We start from the raw sequence: 19,672 nt of genomic DNA, 5'->3' as shown, positions 1-19,672 counted from the left end.
GTTAAATTACTCGGAGGTGTGTAAGTTATGACAAAAGGCATTAAAATTGTAACAATTGGTGGAGGTTCTAGTTATACTCCTGAGCTAGTAGAAGGTTTTATTAAACGTTATCACGAATTACCAGTAAGAGAACTGTGGCTTGTAGATATTGAAGCAGGAAAAGAAAAATTGGACATCGTTGGTAATTTAGCAAAAAGAATGATTGAAAAAGCAGGCTTACCAATCGAGGTACATTTAACGCTAGATAGAAGAGCGGCGTTAAAAGATGCTGATTTTGTTACAACACAATTCCGTGTAGGTTTACTAGATGCTCGTGCGAAAGACGAAAGAATCCCATTAAGTCATGGTGTATTAGGTCAAGAAACAAATGGACCAGGTGGATTATTCAAAGGATTGCGTACAATTCCTGTGATCTTGGATATTATTAAGGATATTCAAGAGCTATGTCCAGATGCTTGGCTAATCAACTTTACAAATCCTGCTGGTATGGTAACAGAGGCAGTGCTACGCTACACAAGCCACCGCAAAGTTGTGGGCTTGTGTAATGTGCCAATTGGTATTGAGATGGGTGTGGCGAAGCTTTTAGAGGTAGATCATTCTCGTGTACGTGTTGATTTTGCAGGATTGAATCATATGGTTTATGGCTTAGATGTCTATGTAGACGGTATAAGTGTAAAAGACAAAGTGATTGAGCTATTAACAAATCCAGAGAATAGCAGTTTCGTGAAAAATATAGAGGGGCAAGGTTGGGAGCCAGAATTCATTCGTGCATTAAATGTTTTAACATGCCCATATCATATGTACTACTATAAATCCGATGAAATGCTAGAAAAAGAACTGAAAAACTTCAAAGAGGGCACAACAAGAGCAGAAGTTGTGAAAAAACTGGAAGATGAATTGTTTGAATTATATAAAGACCCTAACTTAGATATTAAACCACCTCAGCTTGAAAAACGTGGTGGTGCATATTATAGTGATGCAGCAGTACGTTTAATTTCATCTATTTATAATGATAAACGAGATATTCAGCCAGTAAATACGATTAACAACGGTGCTATTGCAAGTATTCCACATGATTCAGCGGTTGAAATTAGCTGTGTCATTACAAAAGAAGGTCCAAAACCACTTGCTATTGGAGATTTACCAGTAGCAGTACGAGGGCTTGTACAGCAAATTAAATCATTTGAACGAGTAGCTGCTGAAGCGGCAGTAACAGGTAATTATGATACAGCATTACTAGCAATGACGATTAACCCACTTGTCCCTTCAGATAAAGTTGGTAAAGCAATTTTAGATGAAATGCTAGAGGCACATAAAGAGCATTTACCAAAATTCTTTCAAAAAGTAGAAGTGTAATAGAGTGGACGATGGGGAGATATCTTGAAGGGTATCTCCTTTTATCTTGGTTCAGTGTAATTGATTATAGCTAAGGGGGCATAAGATGAGAGAGGACTTTCTATGGGGTGGAGCAGTAGCGGCCCATCAGCTTGAGGGTGGTTGGAATAAAGGTGGTAAAGGCATGAGTAGCACCGATGTGATGACAGCAGGGAGACACGGTGTACCACGGCAAATTACAGATGGTATAGTAGATGGCTACTATTATCCTAATCATGAGGCCATTGATTTTTATTCACGCTATAAAGAGGACATTCAGCTATTTGCAGAAATGGGCTTTAAATGTTTTCGTACCTCTATTGCATGGACGAGAATTTTTCCAAATGGAGATGAAGAGCAAGCAAATGAGGAAGGGTTACAATTTTACGACGACTTATTTGATGAATTGCTAAAATATAATATTGAGCCAGTCATTACACTATCACATTTTGAAATGCCTTATCATCTTGTGAAAACATATGGTGGCTTCCGTAATCGCAAAATGATTGATTTTTTTGCGAAATTTGCAGAAACAGTGATGAACCGTTATCAGCATAAAATAAAGTATTGGATGACCTTTAATGAAATTAATAATCAATCTGATACAAGTCATGATTTATTTAGTTTTACAAACTCAGGTATTCTTTATCAAGAAGGAGAAAATCGTGAGAAAACGATGTACCAAGCAGCTCTTTATGAATTGATTGCCAGTGCAAAGGTTGCCAAAATAGGTCATGACATTAACCCTGATTTTCAAATAGGCTGTATGATGGCTTATGTTCCTATTTACCCGTACTCTTGCCATCCAGATGATGTGATGGAGGCATCAGTAGCTATGCGTAATAGATGGTTCTTTAGTGATGTACACGCAAGAGGAGCTATCCCAAGCTATATAAAGAAATATTGGGAAAGACAGGGCTACCATCTTGACTATACGAAAGAGGATGAGGATATATTACGGCAAGGAACGGTGGACTATATTGGCTTTAGCTATTATATGTCGGGCGTTGTTTGTGGACGTGATGTAGAGGGTAGTCAGCCATATGGTGAATTTAAGCGCATGATACGCAATCCACATGTAAAAGCAAGTGAGTGGGGATGGCAGATTGACCCAGTGGGCTTGCGCTATACATTAAATACTGTTTATGAGCGCTATCAGAAGCCATTATTTATTGTTGAAAATGGCTTTGGAGCAAGAGATGTGATAGAAGAAGATGGGACGATTCAGGATGATTACAGAATTCATTATTTAAAGCAGCATATTGTTGAAATGAAAAAAGCCGTTGAGTTAGATGGCGTGGATGTAATGGGCTATACGGCTTGGGGCTGCATTGATGTCGTGAGCTTTGGTACAGGAGAGCTAGAAAAACGTTACGGGTTTATTTATGTAGATAAAGATAATGAAGGAAATGGTACATTAGCTCGAAGAAAGAAAAAGTCCTTTGCATGGTATCAGCGTGTTATTGCAACAAATGGAGAGGAATTATAAAAGCATAACGTAGCTCAAAAAGTCAGCTTACATAAAAGGTGTAAGTTGATTTTTTGTGTAAGTATTGCTAGGACTGGGAGTTTACATATAAATAGGCTGCAATGATATACTAGTAAATAGACGAAAAAAATCATGTTTGGATGTGTCGAGCGAATAACTGTAGTAAGGAGGAATTTGGATAATGAATATTATTTCAAAGCGTCAACGGGATATTTTATTATTGTTAGCCAGTGCAAAAGAGCCACTAACATCAGAATGGATGGCTAAAGAATTAGGCATAAGTGATCGAACTGTACGTACAGAGATAAAGCTTATACAGCAAGAATACATGTTAAATGAAGATGCTATTGAATCGACTCGAGGAAAAGGCTATCAATTAAAAGTACAGGATATCAATTTTTTTGTGAATCATCTCAAGCAGATCCATAATCCAAGTGACCTTGCAGAAGATTTTGTTCATCAACAAAATCGTGTGCTGTATATGCTAAGACGACTCATATTAGAAAAAGACTGTATTAAATTAGATAGTTTTACAGAAGAAATGTTTGTGTCCCTATCTACTGTGCAAAATGATTTAAAGTTCGTGCGTGAAATACTTGAAAAATACAATTTAAAGCTTACGAATCGTCCATACTACGGTACAAAAGTAGAGGGCGACGAATATATGAAAAGGCTTTGCTTATCCAATACATTGTTCAGTAATAATCGACATATTGATTTGTATGGTGGGACGATGTATTTGTTTGACCCTGAATTGATTCAAAAAATCAAACAAATACTGATTGCCAAAGTTAGTGAATATAAAATTGATATTTCAGATATTTCCCTAGAGAATTTAGCAACACATATTGCCATTGCTTGTAAACGAATTGAAGAAAAATTTGTAATTGAACCGTTTGAAGATGGCTTAATTGAACACTATCCTTTTGAAAGGATTGTAGCGAGTGAAATTATTCAAGAGGTTGAAGTCTATACAGGATTAGATTTTCCTGCTGCTGAAATAGATTACATAATTGTGCATTTATTAGGGACAAAGCTACTACATCAAAAGGAGTTAATCGAATATGGCGAATTTGATGAGGTTGGACGCATTGTACAAAATATATTGGAGAGATTACAGCAGGAGCTAAATTGGAATTTAAAAGGTGATATGGAATTTATCCAATCGTTAACATTACATATTCGTCCAGCCATGAATCGTCTAAGATATAAAATGAATATCCGCAATCCTTTATTAGAGGATATTAAGAAAAAATACCCTATGGCGTTTGAGGGGGCAGTGATTGCTAGTAAGTGTATCGAGGAGTATTTGGGTAGTGAAGTGACTGAGCATGAAATTGCTTATATTGCCCTTCATATTGGCGTGGCACTTGAACGCAGAAAGGCTACAAAAAATAACAAAAAACGAGTATTGATTATTTGTGCTTCGGGTGTGGGTAGTGCGAAATTATTGTATTATCGACTGCTACATTTATTTGAAAATAACATTGAGATTATCGATACCATTAATTACTATAATTTGATGAATGTTGACTTAGCAATGGTGGATTTAATTATTAGCACCATTCCGATAAAAGAACATGTACCTATTCCGGTGATCGTGGTGAGCACTTTTTTAGAGGATAGGGATATTGAATCTATTCAGAAAAGTATCGTTGCACATCCAAGTGAGACAAAGGTATATACACATGCTTCAAGAATATTTCTCAAAAAGGATTTGTTAGATAAAGAAAGCGTTATTCGTTTTTTATGTAATGAGTTATATAGGCAGCAATTAGTGTCAAAAGACTATGTAGAGCTTGTTTTAGAAAGAGAAGCGATTGCTCCAACAAGCTATGGCAATTTAGTGGCTATTCCACATCCAATGAAGCCTGTAACGACAGAGACTTTTTGGACGATATGCACTTTAAAGCGTCCTATTCAATGGCATGAGCAAAAAATGGTGCAATTTGTATGCTTATTAAATGTTAAACAAGGCTCTACGACGGATTTAGATAATATGTTTAAGAAGTTGATTGCTATCATTGAAAATAAATCTACTATCCAAAAACTTCTAGATAGTCAGACACCAGAGGAAATAATAGCACTATTACAAACATAAAGTGCTATACATATCTTTTTCCGTTGGTTAACGGAAAAAAGATACCTTTAATTAAAGCGCTTACATTTTATAATAAAAAGTGTAGAATATCTTACTTTAGCGGTTATGTCTCTTGATTATTCTAAAAATTTAGAAAAGTGGTGATTTTTGTGGCTAACATAAGTGGAGAAACGATATTTCAAATAATTTTGCATGGCGGAAATGGCAAAAGCTTTGCAATGGAGGCTATTTTTTTAGCCAAACAGGGAGATGTAGCAGGAGCTGAGGAAAAATTGCAAGAAGCTGAAGCAGCACTCCTTGAAGCGCATCATGTACAAACAGCGTTAATTCAGGAAGAGATTCAAGGGAATGAAAACACAGTATCCTTACTAATGGTACATGCACAGGATCATTTAATGACAGCAATGACTGTGAAGGATTTAGCTAGGGAATTTGTCGATTTGTACAAGGTAATAAAGCATTAAAAAATAAAGGAGGGATTTTCAAAAATTTAATGCATGTATTGACTAACATATCGCATAAAAATGGATGTAAACGAGGAGGAACTGGATGATGAAAAAAATTCTATTAGTATGTGCTGCAGGGATGTCTACGAGTCTATTGGTAAATAAAATGAAGGAAGCTGCTCAAAATAAGGGCATCGAAATTGAAATTGATGCCTTGCCTGTTTCAGAAGCAAGCTCTGTTATTGATGAGGTACACGTTGTGCTATTAGGTCCACAAGTACGCTATCAAAAATCACAAGTAGATGCGCTAGTAAAAGGTCGAATACCTGTTGAGGTAATTGATATGCGATCTTACGGAATAATGGATGGTGAAGCTGTTTTAAATCGCGCATTGGAGTTAATGGGGTAAATTTATACGCTCTTTAAATTCTGAAAAATCAGAAAATAATGTAGTCTACTATATTTTATAAGGGGGAAGGTTTATGGCATTTATGTCAAGTTTTGAAAAAGGTATGGAGAAAGTTCTTGTACCTATTGCAACGAAATTAAATTCCCAAAGGCATATTGTAGCGATTCGGGATGCATTTATTTTATCATTTCCAATTACAATGGCGGGCTCGTTAGTATTACTTTTAAATTTTGCGATTTTAGCGCCAGATGGATTTATTGCTAAAATTCTATTTTTACACAAACTATTTCCGAGTTTAGCTGAATATCAATCTGTCTTTATCCCTGTTATTAATGGTTCGACCAATATTTTATCCATGTTTATCGTCTTTCTGGTCGCAAGGAATATTGCGATTGAATTGAAGGCAGATGATCTATTAAGTGGTATTACAGCTTTATCAACATTCTTTATTATTTATCCACCATATCAAAATGTGGATGGAGCAAGTTTACTAACAGCACAATGGCTAGGTGCACAAGGGTTATTCGTTGCTCTTATTGTTGGTTTATTGGTTGGTGAAATCTTTAGTCGATTATCTAAATCTGAAAAACTACAGATTAAAATGCCTGCTTCCGTACCACCAGCCGTTGCACGTACGTTTAAGGTATTATTCCCGATTATTATTATTACTATTTTATTTGCTATTGCCAACGCTATCATTAACGCTGTTTATCCAGCAGGTTTACATCAATTAATTTATACAGTGTTGCAAACACCATTAAAGCAATTAGGGACAAGTAGTGTATGGTCTATTATTATTTTAGCCTTTGTTTCCAATTTATTATGGATATTTGGTATCCATGGTCCAAATACAATCGCAGCTATTCGTGAGGCGATGTTTACAGAAGCCAACTTAGAAAACTTAAATTATGTTGCAGCAAATGGCTCTGCTTGGGGAGCGCCATATGAAATTTCATGGGCAATCAATGATGCATTTGCCAACTATGGCGGTTCTGGTATGACATTGGGGCTATTAATTGCTGTCTTCATCGTATCTAGAAGAAAAGATTATCGTGATATTGGTAAATTATCATTAGCACCAGGGCTGTTTAATATTAATGAACCAATTATTTTTGGATTACCAGTCGTATTAAATCCAATCTTGATTATTCCATTTGTATTAGCACCGATTGTTAATATTTTAATTGGCTGGTCGGCTATTCATTTTGGGCTGATTCCACCTATTGCCTATTCAGTTCCTTGGACAACACCAGGCCCACTAATTGCCTTCTTAGGTACAGGTGGAAATTGGTTAGCATTAGTGATTGGATTCGTATGTTTAGCTGTTTCAACATTAATTTACTTACCATTTGTCATGGCAGCAAATAAAGCAGCTGACGTAGTTCAAAAATAAGCTATGAAGGAGAACAAGGTCATTGAATCAGCATAAAATTCGTATTATGGCAGGACAAATTAAATTTTTACATGACTTTTTTAATATGTATGAGGATGCACAAATAAAAGTAAATGTTGAGCAATTAAATAAAGTCGATATGTATATAGTGGTAGAAACTGCTTTAACAGAGGATGAGACGGTAAGGTATGTAAAAGAGATTTTCAAGAAAACACCTCATGGAGCGGCTTTATCTTATGCTATTCAACTAGCGTAATCAAATGGAAAGGGGTCTTATTGAAGACTCCTTTTTTGTGGGAGGATGCTTAAATGACAAAATATATCGTTTTTGACTGTGGTGGTACAAAAATAAAGCACGGTATTATCAACGCAAATGGCGAATTACTGACGAAGGATGCGTATAAAACGGTAAGGGATAATTTAGCTGTATTTCTTGATAATATGCTACTAACAATTCGGAATTATCAACAGAATCATGATATAGCTGGTATTGCCATCAGTATGCCAGGTTATGTGGATATTGACACAGGTTACTTGGAAAGAGCGGGTGCGATTACCGCTTTAGATGGACAAAATATGAAACAGTTGTTAGAGGCAGAGTTTTCATTACCCGTAGAAATTGAGAACGATGGAAATTGTGTAGCCTTAGCTGAAAAAATCAGTGGTAATGCGCAGGAATGTCAAAATTTCGTTTGTATGACAATTGGAACAGGTATTGGTGGAGGGCTCTATTTAAATGGAGATATTTATCGTGGGTATCGTTATCGAGCGGGAGAGTATGGTGCGATGCTTACAGCTTTTCACAGTGAGTGTATGCTTGACATGCATGTGACAGCATCATTTTCTAAGCTACTGTTTACTTATAAAGCTTATAAAAAAGTACAGGGGCATGTGGAAGGAGCACAGATTTTTGCAGAGGCCATGACAGATACGGCAGTGAAGGAGCTTGTAGATCAATGGATTCAGCATATTAGCCGAGGCGTTTATAATCTAGCGGTGACGTTGAATCCAGAAAAAATATTAATTGGTGGCGGTGTAAGTGCACAAACCTATTTACTTGAGGAAATCAATCGACAGTTAGAGAAGTATGAGCTGTGGCAGGCCTTTAAGATACCTGTGGAGCCATGTCATTATCGCAATGATGCAGGTCTGCTTGGCGCATTTTATCATTTTCAAAAGATGCAGTAATAAATAACTTAAGTCCTCCATTCTTTGATACCAATGGAGGACTGTGTATTATGAAATAGAAGGGAATTGCCTATGTTGATGGCGATAAACACTTAAGGCAATGCCGATAAAAAATGCGTTCAATATAGTTGTACTAAGACCATAGCTGATAAATGGAAGTGAAAAGGATGTGATAGGTACAATTCCAAAGGTCATAGCTATTGAATAAAGTAGCTGCATAGCGAATAGTGTCAATGCCCCTACAACTAATAATCGCCCAAAATGGTGGTGAATGTTTGTAGCAATACGAATACAACGATAGAGAACAACAAATAGCAGTACCACGATGCCTAGTGCTGTAGCAAGCCCAAAGGATTGAATAAGATGTACTAATACAAAATCTGTATGTGCTTCATGTAAAATAAAGGTTGAACCACTGCCAAACCAATGTGCCTGACGAATAATATCGGCAAATCGTACATATAGGAATCCTTCTGTATCTCCATATGCATATGGGTCAAGGAATGCCCAAAAACGAGCAAGTTGGTATGTTGCGATGGAGCCATTTCGATAGTTGATGACGAGATATAAAGTAATACTTACTACAAGTAGGATGGAACAGCTTACTATAATAGCTTTTTTCTTTTTTGATAAAGCACTACTAGAGAACAGTACAAATAATAGCGCTAAGTATAGTAACAACACATTCAAATTTGCCACAAAACTAAAGAGCATAAGGGAACCAAATACAAAGATACCTAGCTGCCACAGCGGAAAATCTTTCTTTGCTAACAATGCTGCCCAAGCGAGACAAAATAGTGGTAGTGTAAACCATGCATTTAGCCTAAAAAAGAATGGCTCTCCATTGATATGGTGTGTACTAAAGAAGGTAAGTAAAATTAGAAACCCCATACCTAAACCGTAAAATACATAGCCCCAGCCAGCCCATTTGCGAAAGTCGATAAACATCATGCCAAGCACAATGCTAAAGCTTACAAGAACATGCACGATTTTATTGCGGATAAGGAGCTGTTGGTCAAGCTCGACATCTAATGTTAATAACGGTAAAAAGCCCAGTAGAAGTATCGCCCCAAAAATAACTAACAGTAGCCAATCGATTTTTTGTTTATGTACACGGTTAAGTGATTTTCCTAATGTGGTAGGTGGTCCCATAGCAAGGACGGCCTTTTTTTCTGCCTCCTCCTCATTATACCCCTGTGTTAACCATACTTCCTTGTTTTTTTGTATATGCTGTGACAGCTCTGTTTGTACATGTTGTTTAGCTTCTTTAGAGCGAATATGCCCAAGAACTATTTGTAAAAATTGTTTGCTATTCATGGACAAACCCTCCTTTGAAAAAGCCTTTAGGAGAACGCTCCTGTTTTTGATGTAAGAGCTTTTGTCCTTTTGCGGTCATTTGATAATATTTCTCCATTGTATCTGTCCAATAAGCCTCCACATAGCCATCCAATTCAGCCTGATGTAATGTTGTATAAAGCAGCCCTTCATTCTGCTGAATCAATGGTGTTCCTTTAATGTGAAGCAATTCTGTGAGCGCAGTCCCTGTTTTTTGTGTTGTAAGTAAAGCGAGTATTTCAGTTAGTAAATCCGTTGCTGACAGTTGGTGTTGAACCGTTTGGCGATGCTGCTCTGTAAATGCTAAGTGCTGAAAGGTTGTTTTTTGCATGGCTCGCTTTAAGCCTTTTAATCGTTCCTCCACTGTGATTCCTCCAATCGATTCTTTAATAGCATTTTGCCTTTGCGTAGCCTTGTCTTCACCGTATTACTATTGGTTCGCAACATTTTAGCGATTTCTTGTATTTTCCACTCTTCAAAATAAAAAAGATAAATCACTTCACGATATAAAATAGGTAAATCCATTACGGCATTAGCGAGTGCAGTATCTTCATCTTGTTGGACAATTCTTTGTTCGACAGTGGAAGTAGTTTGCATGGTATGTAAGTAGGTATCCTCTGTCACATACACATGTTGGTGATACCAGCTTTTTAAATAATCTTTAGTATGGTTAATAGCAATACGCCACAGCCATGTTTTAATATGTGACTTTCCTTTATAGCTGTCTAATGAGCGATAGCATTTCACAAAAATTTCCTGTGTTAAATCTTCAGCGATGGCTTTGTCATGCACATATGCATAGACGAGCTGTAAAATTTCTTGACCATAGGCACGCATTAAGTCATCTACAATTTGCTCCGCCTTGATGGCTTTACTAGGAGCTATAATCATATCCTCCAAACAATATCCCTCCATTCAGCCAATTAGACGATTGTCATTTGCAAAAGGTTTTAGCAAGTTGGATGCTACATGGATATGCTATTTATCCCGTATTAACAGCCTGTCAAAACCCAATTGACGGTTCACTTTATTTTACGTTAATTTCAATGGGGGTTAGAGGGATTTCCTTTTTATTGATTTTAAAGTAAGGTTCAAGAATAATTTTTTCTGTAGCTGTGTTCTTTTCAAGGATCACCCTATTTGTATCTGTACTACGCAAAAAGGCAGAACCGCCCTTTGTCTTTATTTTCCCTTTAAATTGAAAGTATTCATTCTCAACACCAGCTTGTTGCAAGATTTTGTAATGTACAATCAAACTAGTAGCATTGATGGTAGCCTCTGTAAATTGGACAGCATAAGCTTTGTCTTGTGAGACGGCGATTTGTTGTAATGGCATATTTTTAGAAGGTAATGTTTTAATAGGGACATTAAAAGCCCATTCACCGTTAACACTCGCTATATGTGTGAAGGTGATTGGTAATGTTGAAATATTAGGTTGTTCATCCCCAGTTCGAAAAATAATTGCCCCCACATAACCATCGCCTTCTTTTTCTAAGGATGTTAATGTACTGCTCCACCAAGTAGTTTCATCTTTACGATTAAACATTTCAAATGTATAGCCTGTTTCTGGTCCACTTGCTTGTTCCTGCTCATAGAATAAATGCTTACCTGTTGCTTTAAAAGTAATACCTAAAAAATAACCATCATAAAAAGCAGAGGTAATGGTCATACTCACGTCATTGTCTATCACCTCCGTGTTTATTTCTGTTAGTAAATTCTCAGAGGCAATATTTTCACCAATTGATATATGTAGCTTCTTATATAAATCACCAATCAACGGTACATCTGCTACGACAGTATAAATAGGCTGAAAAAGCAGGCTTGAAATAAAGAGTAAACTGGCTGCTACCAAACCGATTAGTGAAAGCTGTTTGCTGAACCTTTTATATTTACGGATTTTTTTTGTCCTTTGCCCTCTTGTAACCCCTTGTTGAATTGCTTGTCGAACTTCTACATGTGGTGTGTCAATATCTTTAAATAAGTCGTTTTGCATCGTATTCCTCCCCAAGCGTATTTTTTAACTCAGCTTTCGCTCGCCGTAAATGCGTTTTAATGGTGGACGGTGGTTTCCCTAGTACACGAGCAATCGTTTTAATCGGCAAATCATAAAAATAATATAAAGAAATACAATTGCGATAATCTGTATTTAAGCTCTCCAATGCTTCGGACAAATCAATAGCATGTACTTCAGCTTGTGTCGATTCTAAAATATACTGAATGGTATCGTCTGTCAGTGGTACAAGGCGTTTTTGGCGTTCAAGCGCTTTATAGGCTGTGCGAATAAGAATTTTAGTCAGCCATGTACTGAAATAGGCAGGCTCTTTTAATGTCTGAATGGCTAAAAATGCTTGAAATGTTGCCTCTTGTACAATATCTAAGGAATCCTCCTTATTTTGCATATGTAAATAAGCTATTTTATAAAGTTTGTCACTTTCGTGGAGAACGAGCTTTTCAAATGCAGCTATATCTCCAGTAATAGCCATCATTGCTAGTTGAACTGAATCTGTCATATAGTAACCTCCTTCACTTATTAGAGGCAGGAAAACCATCAAAAGGTTTCATACTTTATTAAATTAATAGTGAAATATTTAGAAACCAGATACCTATTAGCTTTGTCTAATTATATTAAGAAGGGAGGGAGTAGCTTGGATAAAGAGCATTATTTTAATGAGGCATTGGAAGCGTATGGAGATTATGTGAAGCGACTTATCTATACATATGTGAAGGATATTCAGAAAACAGAGGATATTGTACAAGAGGTTTTTATGAAGTTTTACAAAAGCATTGAGCGTTTTGAGGGACGTGCTTCGTTGAAAACCTATTTATATCGTATCGCTGTCAATGAGTGTCAAAATTACTTAAAAAGCTGGCATTATCGAAAATTAGAAATGACCGAAAAAATAAAGCATTGGACAAGACAGGATTCCCTTGAACTAGATTATGAACAAAAAGAGCAAAGGCAGACGATTGGCGAGCTGGTGAATGCTTTGCCTATTAAGTATCGAGAAGTTATTTGGCTCTATTATTATATTGAATTATCCGTTGTAGATATTGCAGAAGTCTTAAAATGCTCACCAAATACAGTGAAAACACGTTTAGTGAGAGCGAGGAAATTAGTGAAAATAACTATCGAGACGGGGGCGTTTGATTATGAATATTAAGCAGGAACTTGAAAATACATTGCCACCAACAATGACTATGACTGAGCAAGAAAAGTTAGCAATCCGTTATCGTATACAGCAGTCAACCAAAGCCAAAAATTCATGGAAACCTGTCATCGCATCTATAGGGGCGCTACTATTAGTTGCTATTTTAGCCATTACTATTGTGACAAAGCCTGAGCAGGAAACTATTCATACAAGTCAACCACAAGAAGAAGTAATTGTGACAGAAGAAAAAGAGCCTGATGTGATTTTGACGCTTACAGATGAGGAGAAGAAACGGTATTATGCACAGTATGCGAAATCATTAGAATGGGTTCATGCGCAAAAAGTAGGATTGCAGGTGAGCCTTGTGCCAATAGAGGAGTATAATCGTTGGATAGACCCTCAAGTGTTCGACCAAGAAGCAAAATCTTGGGTAACGAATCATTTAGCTATTGAGCAGGAAAAAATTGCAGCTATTTCACCTGATCCAATTATGGTTAATTCAGATGGGCGTATTACGAAAACAACATATGTATATATTCCAGCTATTTTAAAAACATTGGAGGTAACAGGACATTTTACGACAGCATATAGCCCTACATATGGAAGATATATCTTTACAAGTGCAAGCGATATTTCAGCAACGAAACCATATTATGTACCAAGCCAACAAAAATGGCAGCAAACCGCATATAAGGTTTCGCTTATAGATGGTGGACGTACCTACAGAATCTATATTGAGGGATTTTTTGAGATAGCGGGTGGTGTGACAGAAAAAGCCTTTACAATAGAATTTCATTGCGATGAAAATGGCACTATTAGTTGATGACTACGGACATTTCACCTAGTCCTTGCATACAATAGCTGTAGAAGAGTAAGGGGGATGAAAATTTGTATATAAATCCATATCATGCACAAATGCCAATCTATCCACCTGTCGCTGTAAACGCAGCGGATGAAGCTGGCTATGATAAGAGCAATGAGCTAAAAGATTATGGTGCGAAGCCACTTGTCATTAATATTGAACAGGCTGCGGAACAAAATAATATGTATCGTTTAGCATTATGGACAGGAAAGCATTTGCAAATTACGTTAATGAGTATACCAGTCGGTGCGGATATCGGCTTAGAAAGGCATCCAAATGTTGACCAGTTTTTATGTATCGAACAAGGGCAAGGACTCGTACAAATGGGGAATAGCCAAAATAATTTAAGCTTTCGACGATATGTTCGTGATGATATGGCAATCATTGTTCCTGCTGGTACATGGCATAATGTCACGAATACAGGTCATATTCCATTAAAGTTATATACAATTTACGCACCACCTAATCATCCATTTGGTACGGTACAGCCTACAAAAGGGAATAGATAGTTGTGAAACAAGCATGTCTCAGGGGAATGGGGCATGTTTTTCTATATGAAAGGGAAGTGTTAGGTACATCAAATGAAAGCCAGTGAATCATCAGGATATAGTGAGAAAAATCAAATTTTTTGAGCCCTCACAGTGGATATGCGGTTTTAAAGCGTTATAATAGATAGTAGACATAAAAAATATGATGAAAAAGTTATTTTCACCATAAAGAAAGGTCGTCCGTAGTATAAAGGGGAGTGTATATGGGAAGTTTTTTTCGTAGCCATGGTTTTAAACGTTTTATGATTCTTGTAGGTATAGCGATTGCGCTGTATTTAATGCGCAGTATGATTAATTTAATTTTATTAACCTTTATTATTACCTATTTAATGAATCGACTGAGTATGAAGTTAACGAGCACTATTCGCAAATATGTACGGTTGAACGAAAAACTGATTATCGTGACACTGTATTTATTATTTGTAGCGGGTATTGTCGGTGTTGTTTATAAATACTTACCACTTTTATCACAGCAAATTACACAACTCTTTAATTTAATCTCAGCCTTCAATTTGAATCCAAACGATAATGAAATTACAAGATATTTAGCACCTACTTTTGAAAAAATTGAACTAGGTAAATACTTAGAGCAGGGTGTTAATATAATCTTTGAGAATATTACGAATATTGGTAAAGTGATTATGCAAGTGTTAATCGCTGTTATTTTAAGCCTTTTTATCTTGCTCGACAAAAAGCGCATTATCGAATTTACCATGAAGTTTAAGGATAGCAAACTTGCCCCGTTGTATAATGAACTACAGTATTTCTCTAAGATTTTCACTCGTTCTTTTGGTAAAGTAATTGAGGCACAATTTATTATTGCAGCAGTCAACTGTATTTTATCAGTGATTGCGCTGTCTATATTAGGGTTCCCGCATTTAATTGCACTTGGTATGATGATTTTTGTACTAGGCCTTATTCCTGTGGCTGGTGTTATTGTGTCGATGATTCCATTATGTATCATAGCCTATAGTATTGGCGGCTTTATGTATATTGTCTATGTGTTAGTCATTGTCGCTGTACTTCATGCAGTTGAGGCATACTTCTTAAATCCTAAACTCATGTCTGCCAAAACAGACTTACCTATTTTTTACACATTTATGATTATTCTATTCTCAGAGCATTTCTTAGGTGTATGGGGACTGATTATCGGTATTCCATTGTTTATGTTCTTATTGGATGTACTCGGTGTTACATCTACAGAGGATATGAAAGCCAAATCGATTGAATGACAAAAGGCAACTTAGCGTAAATGCTAGGTTGCCTGTTTTAATAGGGAACATCATAGATTTTACTAGGTGTAATCGTTTGTGCTTGCCAATCACGCAAAATGGCTGCATATAGAACTGTATCGAAAAGCGTGCCATCTGAATTTTCCCATACTGCTCGTAAATAACCTTCTTTGACAAATCCCGCTTTCGTAAAACATTTTCCCAGGCTGTAAAATAGAATTAGTGTGAAATTTCCATTCACCGCTGCATAATATCTCAATTAATTCAGTAGATTTTTCTTTAAACAATTTTATATGTAATGTGGTCATGAATATATTCTTCTTTTATATATAAATTATAATGTAAAAGATAGATGTTTTGATTTTATTATCTTAGAGTATAGATGCTAAGATAGATATATATTTTTAAAGGGGGCGGTCATTATGACAAATAAACTGTTTTTGATGAATATGAATAGCATGGGGATTACGTCTCGTTGATAAATGGCGTTCCCCTAAACGTGGAAGGGGAAAATAATGAATAATAATATTGTGAAAATTGTAGAGGTTAATGCAGAAAATTGGTATGCGTGTTGTGAACTAGAGGTAGCACAGGCACAGAAGGGTTATCTTGAACCAAATGCCGTTTCGATTGCGCAATCTAAATTTGAGCCAACCTTAAAGCCGTACGCTATTTATTTAGGTGAACAAGTGGTTGGATTTTTAATGTTTAATTCAGTTATGGAAGAGCTAGAGGGTTACTGGATTTATCGTATTATGGTGGATCAACGCCATCAAGGAAAAGGGATAGGGAAAGTGGCGACGGAGCTGATGTTGGAGGAAATGGCGAAGTTACCACATGCACAAAAGATGGTCGTCGGATATCACCCAGAAAATAATGGTGCACATGCTTTATATGAAAGCTTAGGATTTGTGGATAATGGAGATCGCTTTGGACAAGAGATGGCGGTTATCAAATATATAAATAGTTAAAAAGAAATGCCCTCTCCTATAGAAGTGAGGGGGCATTTCTTTATGCCGTAACAATATGTGGCTTTTTTTTGATGTATATATAAATCAACAAGGCTGTAATCCCCTCTGCCACAGGGAATGTCCACCAAATGGCTTGGGCTCCAAATAGCTTTGGTAGCAAGATTAATGTTGGGACAAACAAAACGATGCTACGTAATAACATAATTGTTGTAGCCAGACGAATTTTTTCGATAGACTGGAAAAACTCCGCAAAGACCATATTGATGCCTAGGAAGATATAGCCGATTGCAAAATGGACAAAGCCTTGAATCGCCATATTTCGGATAGCAAAGGTGCTGTCGCCAAATAATGCAATGACTTGGGATGGGAACAATATGGCGAATAATGTTGTGATTAAACCTAAAATTAGTGCTGTTGTGATACCGATTTTCAATAATGCTGTAAGACGGTCAAGCAGTCTTGCCCCATGATGGTAGCTTACAAGAGGCTGTAGTGCCATACCAATACCAAGGAAAATCGTTAATAGGACAGAGTGAATATAATTGACAATGGCATAAGCAGTAACGCCATTTTCGCCTAAATAATAGGAAAACGTAATATTGTATAGCACGACCATCACAGCAAATGTAGCTTCAACAATACAGCTTGGTAGTCCAATAGCGAAAATCTTCTTTAAATCCGACAAACTAAAGAAAGAGCGTACGAATTTCAATTCTGACTGCTTACGAGCGAAATGTAAGCATAGTACCGACATCCCTAGCATTGTTGAAATGGCTGTTGCCAATGCACAGCCTGTTACACCATAATGAAGTACAAAAATAAAAATATAATTTAGGATGATATTGAGTACAGATGTTGTAATTAAACCTGCCATCGCTAACTTAGGATTGCCATCATTACGAATAAAAATGCTCAGCAAATTTTCTATTGTATAAAAAATACCAAATAGTAAAATAATGTGTAAATATTGTTGTACATAAGGGTAGGTGATGTCACTTGCTCCAAATATATAGGCTACCTTCTTTAAATTAAGTGAAAGTATGATGATGAGTGTGATGACAACAGCTATCATTGTCACGAAGGATAACGTAAAAAATTGATGTGCTCTTTTTTTATTACCTTCACCCATTGCAATGGAGAATAGTGTAGCACCACCCATGCCAACCCATAAGGAAATGGATAGAAGGATAGAAAAAATCGGTACGGCGATATTGACGCCTGCTAGTGCTGTTGGACCAACTCCATGACTAACAAAAATACCATCCACTAAAATATTAATCGACATGAGTAACATGCCAATCATTGCAGGGAATAAATAGGATAAAAATAAAGGTCGCAATGGTCTCGTTTCGATTGAATTAATGGTTGTCATAGGAAGTTAGCTCCTTCACCATGATTTTTTCCCCTTTGTCATCGAGCTCGCCATTGAAATAAAAGCCGAATTTTTTATAAAGCTGAATCGCTACTGCGTTATCGTCATAAACACTTAAATAAATTTGCTTACAGTGGTATTTGTTTGTGAGATAGTGAATGAGCTGTTGTAAAAAATATTTACCCAAGCCTTGATGCTGGTGTTGCTCATCAATGAGGTAACGGTCTAGCCAGACACGCTGTGTATTATCATCATGTGGGAATACACCATACATAGCGAAGCCAACTGCGGTATTTGCTTTGTATAAGCCAACTGGCACAAAGCGACAATCTTGTTGTGCTTCCTCTAAGCATTCAGTGGTGCTTTCGATAAAGTGTTGTTGATCTGTGGCGATGCGTAATGCTAAAATTTCTTGCTTATTGTAAGCAGTGATGTCACGAATGTCCGTGAACATAATGTCAAAACCTTTCATTTTTTATTTGGAATAGTTACAATTTAAAGTATATAGTAACTATATAGTCAAGAGGTGTTTATCATGTTTAATAAAAATGTAAAATACTTTACAACAGGTGAGTTCGCTAAAATTTGCAAGGTGAATAAGCAAACACTAATTTATTACGATCAAATTGGTTTGTTGTCACCAAGTATGAAGGATGATAAAGGCTATCGCTATTATTCGATTGCCCAATATGATTTTTTTAGTGTAATTGAGTTATTAAAGGCTGTTGGTATGTCTCTGAAAGATATACAAACATATATGGCTGCAAAATCACCAGACAATTTTTTAGAACTGATGCAGCAACAGAAGGACATTGTTTCGAAAAAGCGCAGACAGCTTGAAATGATTGAAGGTATTATAGATGTGAAAATTAATTCTACAAAGGAAGCATTACAGCTCGATTTTGAGCAAATTACAATTGAATATCAAGCAGAGGAAATATTGTATTTAAGTAGGAATATTGAAAATTCCACGGAAGAACAATTTGTGAAGGCCGTATCCGATTTTATCGAGGAATTGGATCGTTCTCAATTGGATACAGGGCATCCGATTGGTGGGATTACTAAGCGAGAGCACGTACTGGCAGGACATTATGATAATTACAGCTATTTGTATATGGAACAGCCGCAACCACGAACAGGACAGCCGTATTTTAAAGCAATCGAGGGTGAGGTATTAGTTGGCTATCATGTTGGACCTTCCTCTACATTGAGCGACACGTATAAACGATTATTAAAGGTGATGGATGAAAAGGGCTATGTACTTGGGCAATATATTTATGAGGAATATATTTATGATGCCGTTACCAAAAATCGTGACCAAGAGTATGTGACGAAGATTATGCTAGAGATTCAGAAAAGCTAAAAAGCAAGCTGGTCAATCAGCTTGCTTTTCACGATTTACTTATGGTGATAAGCACTGGCTCTAGCATGATTGTGTTGAATTTGACTAAACCACAGACGATCTTTTTCTTCCTGTTGTAAAGTACCCACAATAGAAGATGAGCAATGAAGGCATATTTTAGATTTTGTTAGTGTGCCACAGCGTTCACATGGTGCGCCTAAATTTGGGAAAAGTGCACTTTTTAATTTTCCAGACTTTACCCATTTATGCAGCAATTCTGTTGAAATGCCTGTCAGTGTGACAACCTCATCATTTGTTAAATAGCGATTATTTTTCCTTAGTAAGAAATGATGTAGTTCTGAGAAAATATCTTCTTCCTGTACATCGATTTTTTTCATAAATAGCTGCATCATGTAAATCCCCTCCTATCCCGTATGAACAGACTGTAAAAACCAGATTGG

At 36.5% G+C, this 19,672-nt stretch carries 23 protein-coding genes; 14 read left to right on the top strand and 9 right to left on the bottom strand.

The window, feature by feature from the left end; genetic code table 11:
- Window positions 1-27 precede the first annotated feature (27 nt).
- From OPF91_RS13600 to OPF91_RS13565, 8 genes are all read left to right on the top strand, one after another.
- Window positions 28-1,356 (top strand): 6-phospho-beta-glucosidase, encoded by a 1,329-nt coding sequence (locus OPF91_RS13600; protein WP_264989369.1) that lies wholly within the window; start codon window positions 28-30, stop codon window positions 1,354-1,356.
- Between the two features lie 85 nt (window positions 1,357-1,441).
- Entirely contained in the window at window positions 1,442-2,863 is a 1,422-nt protein-coding gene (locus OPF91_RS13595) for a 6-phospho-beta-glucosidase (RefSeq protein ID WP_264989368.1), read from the top strand.
- 181 nt (window positions 2,864-3,044) lie between these two features.
- A complete protein-coding gene (locus tag OPF91_RS13590) occupies window positions 3,045-4,964 on the top strand; it encodes a BglG family transcription antiterminator (RefSeq protein ID WP_264989366.1) in 1,920 nt (639 codons plus the stop codon).
- 149 nt (window positions 4,965-5,113) lie between these two features.
- Window positions 5,114-5,428 (top strand): PTS sugar transporter subunit IIA, encoded by a 315-nt coding sequence (locus OPF91_RS13585; protein ID WP_264989365.1) that lies wholly within the window; start codon window positions 5,114-5,116, stop codon window positions 5,426-5,428.
- An 88-nt stretch (window positions 5,429-5,516) separates the two neighbouring features.
- Window positions 5,517-5,819 carry a PTS sugar transporter subunit IIB gene (locus OPF91_RS13580; RefSeq protein ID WP_264989567.1) on the top strand — a complete coding sequence of 101 codons (303 nt, stop codon included), beginning with the start codon at window positions 5,517-5,519 and terminating at the stop codon, window positions 5,817-5,819.
- Between the two features lie 73 nt (window positions 5,820-5,892).
- Window positions 5,893-7,212, top strand: a complete 1,320-nt coding sequence (locus tag OPF91_RS13575) for a PTS sugar transporter subunit IIC (protein ID WP_264989364.1) — start codon at window positions 5,893-5,895, stop codon at window positions 7,210-7,212.
- Window positions 7,213-7,234: 22 nt separating this feature from the next.
- Complete coding sequence (locus tag OPF91_RS13570; protein WP_264989363.1) at window positions 7,235-7,468, top strand: hypothetical protein; 234 nt, start codon at window positions 7,235-7,237, stop codon at window positions 7,466-7,468.
- Window positions 7,469-7,521: 53 nt separating this feature from the next.
- Window positions 7,522-8,400: an ROK family protein gene (locus tag OPF91_RS13565; RefSeq protein WP_264989362.1), complete on the top strand. Its 879-nt coding sequence runs from the start codon at window positions 7,522-7,524 to the stop codon at window positions 8,398-8,400.
- Between the two features lie 48 nt (window positions 8,401-8,448).
- Here the strand turns inward: OPF91_RS13565 and OPF91_RS13560 are convergent, their stop codons facing one another.
- The 5 genes from OPF91_RS13560 to OPF91_RS13540 form a co-directional block, all read right to left on the bottom strand.
- Complete coding sequence (locus OPF91_RS13560; RefSeq protein ID WP_264989361.1) at window positions 8,449-9,717, bottom strand: FtsW/RodA/SpoVE family cell cycle protein; 1,269 nt, start codon at window positions 9,715-9,717, stop codon at window positions 8,449-8,451.
- Window positions 9,710-10,099: a helix-turn-helix transcriptional regulator gene (locus OPF91_RS13555; RefSeq protein ID WP_264989360.1), complete on the bottom strand. Its 390-nt coding sequence runs from the start codon at window positions 10,097-10,099 to the stop codon at window positions 9,710-9,712. The genes OPF91_RS13560 and OPF91_RS13555 overlap by 8 nt, the downstream gene beginning before the upstream one ends.
- The gene (locus OPF91_RS13550) at window positions 10,084-10,626 is read right to left on the bottom strand and encodes a sigma-70 family RNA polymerase sigma factor (protein ID WP_264989566.1); all 543 of its coding nucleotides are present in this window, start codon (window positions 10,624-10,626) and stop codon (window positions 10,084-10,086) included. The genes OPF91_RS13555 and OPF91_RS13550 overlap by 16 nt, the downstream gene beginning before the upstream one ends.
- Before the next feature lie 136 nt (window positions 10,627-10,762).
- Window positions 10,763-11,728 carry a DUF4179 domain-containing protein gene (locus tag OPF91_RS13545; RefSeq protein ID WP_264989359.1) on the bottom strand — a complete coding sequence of 322 codons (966 nt, stop codon included), beginning with the start codon at window positions 11,726-11,728 and terminating at the stop codon, window positions 10,763-10,765.
- Window positions 11,709-12,245, bottom strand: a complete 537-nt coding sequence (locus OPF91_RS13540; protein WP_264989358.1) for a sigma-70 family RNA polymerase sigma factor — start codon at window positions 12,243-12,245, stop codon at window positions 11,709-11,711. Before OPF91_RS13540 ends, OPF91_RS13545 begins: the two co-directional genes overlap by 20 nt.
- 135 nt (window positions 12,246-12,380) lie before the next feature.
- Between OPF91_RS13540 and OPF91_RS13535 the strand changes: the two genes are divergently transcribed.
- From OPF91_RS13535 to OPF91_RS13520, 4 genes are all read left to right on the top strand, one after another.
- On the top strand, window positions 12,381-12,896 hold the full coding sequence (locus OPF91_RS13535; protein ID WP_264989357.1) for a sigma-70 family RNA polymerase sigma factor: 516 nt from the start codon (window positions 12,381-12,383) through the stop codon (window positions 12,894-12,896).
- Window positions 12,886-13,707, top strand: a complete 822-nt coding sequence (locus tag OPF91_RS13530; protein WP_264989355.1) for a hypothetical protein — start codon at window positions 12,886-12,888, stop codon at window positions 13,705-13,707. Before OPF91_RS13535 ends, OPF91_RS13530 begins: the two co-directional genes overlap by 11 nt.
- A gap of 92 nt (window positions 13,708-13,799) precedes the next feature.
- Complete coding sequence (locus OPF91_RS13525) at window positions 13,800-14,255, top strand: cupin domain-containing protein (RefSeq protein WP_373877058.1); 456 nt, start codon at window positions 13,800-13,802, stop codon at window positions 14,253-14,255.
- 242 nt (window positions 14,256-14,497) lie between these two features.
- Entirely contained in the window at window positions 14,498-15,526 is a 1,029-nt protein-coding gene (locus OPF91_RS13520; RefSeq protein ID WP_264989352.1) for an AI-2E family transporter, read from the top strand.
- 37 nt (window positions 15,527-15,563) lie between these two features.
- Here the strand turns inward: OPF91_RS13520 and OPF91_RS13515 are convergent, their stop codons facing one another.
- Window positions 15,564-15,767, bottom strand: a complete 204-nt coding sequence (locus OPF91_RS13515) for a GNAT family N-acetyltransferase (protein WP_264989351.1) — start codon at window positions 15,765-15,767, stop codon at window positions 15,564-15,566.
- A gap of 274 nt (window positions 15,768-16,041) precedes the next feature.
- On the opposite strand from OPF91_RS13515, the gene OPF91_RS13510 reads away from it, so the two are divergent.
- Window positions 16,042-16,497 (top strand): GNAT family N-acetyltransferase, encoded by a 456-nt coding sequence (locus OPF91_RS13510; protein ID WP_264989349.1) that lies wholly within the window; start codon window positions 16,042-16,044, stop codon window positions 16,495-16,497.
- A gap of 40 nt (window positions 16,498-16,537) precedes the next feature.
- On the opposite strand, the gene OPF91_RS13505 is transcribed toward OPF91_RS13510, so the two are convergent.
- Both OPF91_RS13505 and OPF91_RS13500 read right to left on the bottom strand, forming a co-directional pair.
- Window positions 16,538-17,869, bottom strand: a complete 1,332-nt coding sequence (locus OPF91_RS13505; RefSeq protein ID WP_264989348.1) for an MATE family efflux transporter — start codon at window positions 17,867-17,869, stop codon at window positions 16,538-16,540.
- Window positions 17,856-18,323, bottom strand: coding sequence for a GNAT family N-acetyltransferase (locus tag OPF91_RS13500; protein WP_264989347.1), 468 nt, complete (start codon window positions 18,321-18,323; stop codon window positions 17,856-17,858). Before OPF91_RS13500 ends, OPF91_RS13505 begins: the two co-directional genes overlap by 14 nt.
- Before the next feature lie 81 nt (window positions 18,324-18,404).
- Here OPF91_RS13500 and OPF91_RS13495 point away from each other — a divergent pair, with 81 nt between their 5' ends.
- Complete coding sequence (locus OPF91_RS13495) at window positions 18,405-19,232, top strand: MerR family transcriptional regulator (RefSeq protein ID WP_264989346.1); 828 nt, start codon at window positions 18,405-18,407, stop codon at window positions 19,230-19,232.
- Window positions 19,233-19,267: 35 nt separating this feature from the next.
- Here OPF91_RS13495 and OPF91_RS13490 read toward each other — a convergent pair whose 3' ends face one another.
- Window positions 19,268-19,624 (bottom strand): hypothetical protein, encoded by a 357-nt coding sequence (locus OPF91_RS13490; protein ID WP_264989345.1) that lies wholly within the window; start codon window positions 19,622-19,624, stop codon window positions 19,268-19,270.
- Between the last annotated feature and the right edge of the window lie 48 nt (window positions 19,625-19,672).

Origin of the sequence: Lysinibacillus piscis, from assembly GCF_026012395.1 — a bacterium.
GTDB classification, from domain to species: Bacteria; Bacillota; Bacilli; order Bacillales_A; family Planococcaceae; genus Lysinibacillus; species Lysinibacillus piscis.
The sequence above is the reverse complement of the archived record's forward strand: the minus strand, read 5'-3'. Positions and strand labels throughout refer to the sequence as shown.

Bases quoted from the DNA above. Each gene is read 5' to 3' on its own strand.
- OPF91_RS13550 (WP_264989566.1), bottom strand. From the start codon at position 10,626: ATGATTATAGCTCCTAGTAAAGCCATCAAGGCGGAGCAAATTGTAGAT.
- OPF91_RS13520 (WP_264989352.1), top strand. From the start codon at position 14,498: ATGGGAAGTTTTTTTCGTAGCCATGGTTTTAAACGTTTTATGATTCTT.
- OPF91_RS13505 (WP_264989348.1), bottom strand. From the start codon at position 17,869: ATGACAACCATTAATTCAATCGAAACGAGACCATTGCGACCTTTATTT.
- OPF91_RS13490 (WP_264989345.1), bottom strand. From the start codon at position 19,624: ATGATGCAGCTATTTATGAAAAAAATCGATGTACAGGAAGAAGATATT.
- OPF91_RS13525 (WP_373877058.1), top strand. From the start codon at position 13,800: ATGCCAATCTATCCACCTGTCGCTGTAAACGCAGCGGATGAAGCTGGC.
- OPF91_RS13500 (WP_264989347.1), bottom strand. From the start codon at position 18,323: ATGTTCACGGACATTCGTGACATCACTGCTTACAATAAGCAAGAAATT.
- OPF91_RS13575 (WP_264989364.1), top strand. From the start codon at position 5,893: ATGGCATTTATGTCAAGTTTTGAAAAAGGTATGGAGAAAGTTCTTGTA.
- OPF91_RS13600 (WP_264989369.1), top strand. From the start codon at position 28: ATGACAAAAGGCATTAAAATTGTAACAATTGGTGGAGGTTCTAGTTAT.
- OPF91_RS13545 (WP_264989359.1), bottom strand. From the start codon at position 11,728: ATGCAAAACGACTTATTTAAAGATATTGACACACCACATGTAGAAGTT.
- OPF91_RS13590 (WP_264989366.1), top strand. From the start codon at position 3,045: ATGAATATTATTTCAAAGCGTCAACGGGATATTTTATTATTGTTAGCC.
- OPF91_RS13580 (WP_264989567.1), top strand. From the start codon at position 5,517: ATGAAAAAAATTCTATTAGTATGTGCTGCAGGGATGTCTACGAGTCTA.
- OPF91_RS13560 (WP_264989361.1), bottom strand. From the start codon at position 9,717: ATGAATAGCAAACAATTTTTACAAATAGTTCTTGGGCATATTCGCTCT.
- OPF91_RS13540 (WP_264989358.1), bottom strand. From the start codon at position 12,245: ATGACAGATTCAGTTCAACTAGCAATGATGGCTATTACTGGAGATATA.
- OPF91_RS13565 (WP_264989362.1), top strand. From the start codon at position 7,522: ATGACAAAATATATCGTTTTTGACTGTGGTGGTACAAAAATAAAGCAC.
- OPF91_RS13595 (WP_264989368.1), top strand. From the start codon at position 1,442: ATGAGAGAGGACTTTCTATGGGGTGGAGCAGTAGCGGCCCATCAGCTT.
- OPF91_RS13495 (WP_264989346.1), top strand. From the start codon at position 18,405: ATGTTTAATAAAAATGTAAAATACTTTACAACAGGTGAGTTCGCTAAA.
- OPF91_RS13510 (WP_264989349.1), top strand. From the start codon at position 16,042: ATGAATAATAATATTGTGAAAATTGTAGAGGTTAATGCAGAAAATTGG.
- OPF91_RS13530 (WP_264989355.1), top strand. From the start codon at position 12,886: ATGAATATTAAGCAGGAACTTGAAAATACATTGCCACCAACAATGACT.